Source organism: Christiangramia aquimixticola (assembly GCF_048285835.1).
Classification (GTDB): domain Bacteria; phylum Bacteroidota; class Bacteroidia; order Flavobacteriales; family Flavobacteriaceae; genus Christiangramia; species Christiangramia aquimixticola.
Window position 1 is genome coordinate 1 of record NZ_JBLVTL010000384.1, and the last position, 203, is coordinate 203.

Sequence of the window (203 nt, forward strand, 5' to 3'; positions counted from 1 at the left end):
AGTTACAGCATCCACTACCGGTGGAGTCGTATCTTCTACCGTTACAGAAATCGTCTTTTGCGTTTCATTAGAATTAACATCAGTTACAGTTAAAGTAATATCGAAGGTGCCTACATCAGAACAGTCGAAACTGGTTTGACTCAATACCTCACTGGCAATACCACAGGCATCACTACTAGCAGCATTCAACACATCGGCCACCG

At 43.3% G+C, this 203-nt stretch carries 1 protein-coding gene; it reads right to left on the bottom strand.

The window, feature by feature from the left end:
* Window positions 1–203: hypothetical protein (locus ACNKXV_RS14920; RefSeq protein WP_417908479.1), on the bottom strand; the 203-nt coding region annotated here is incomplete at both ends.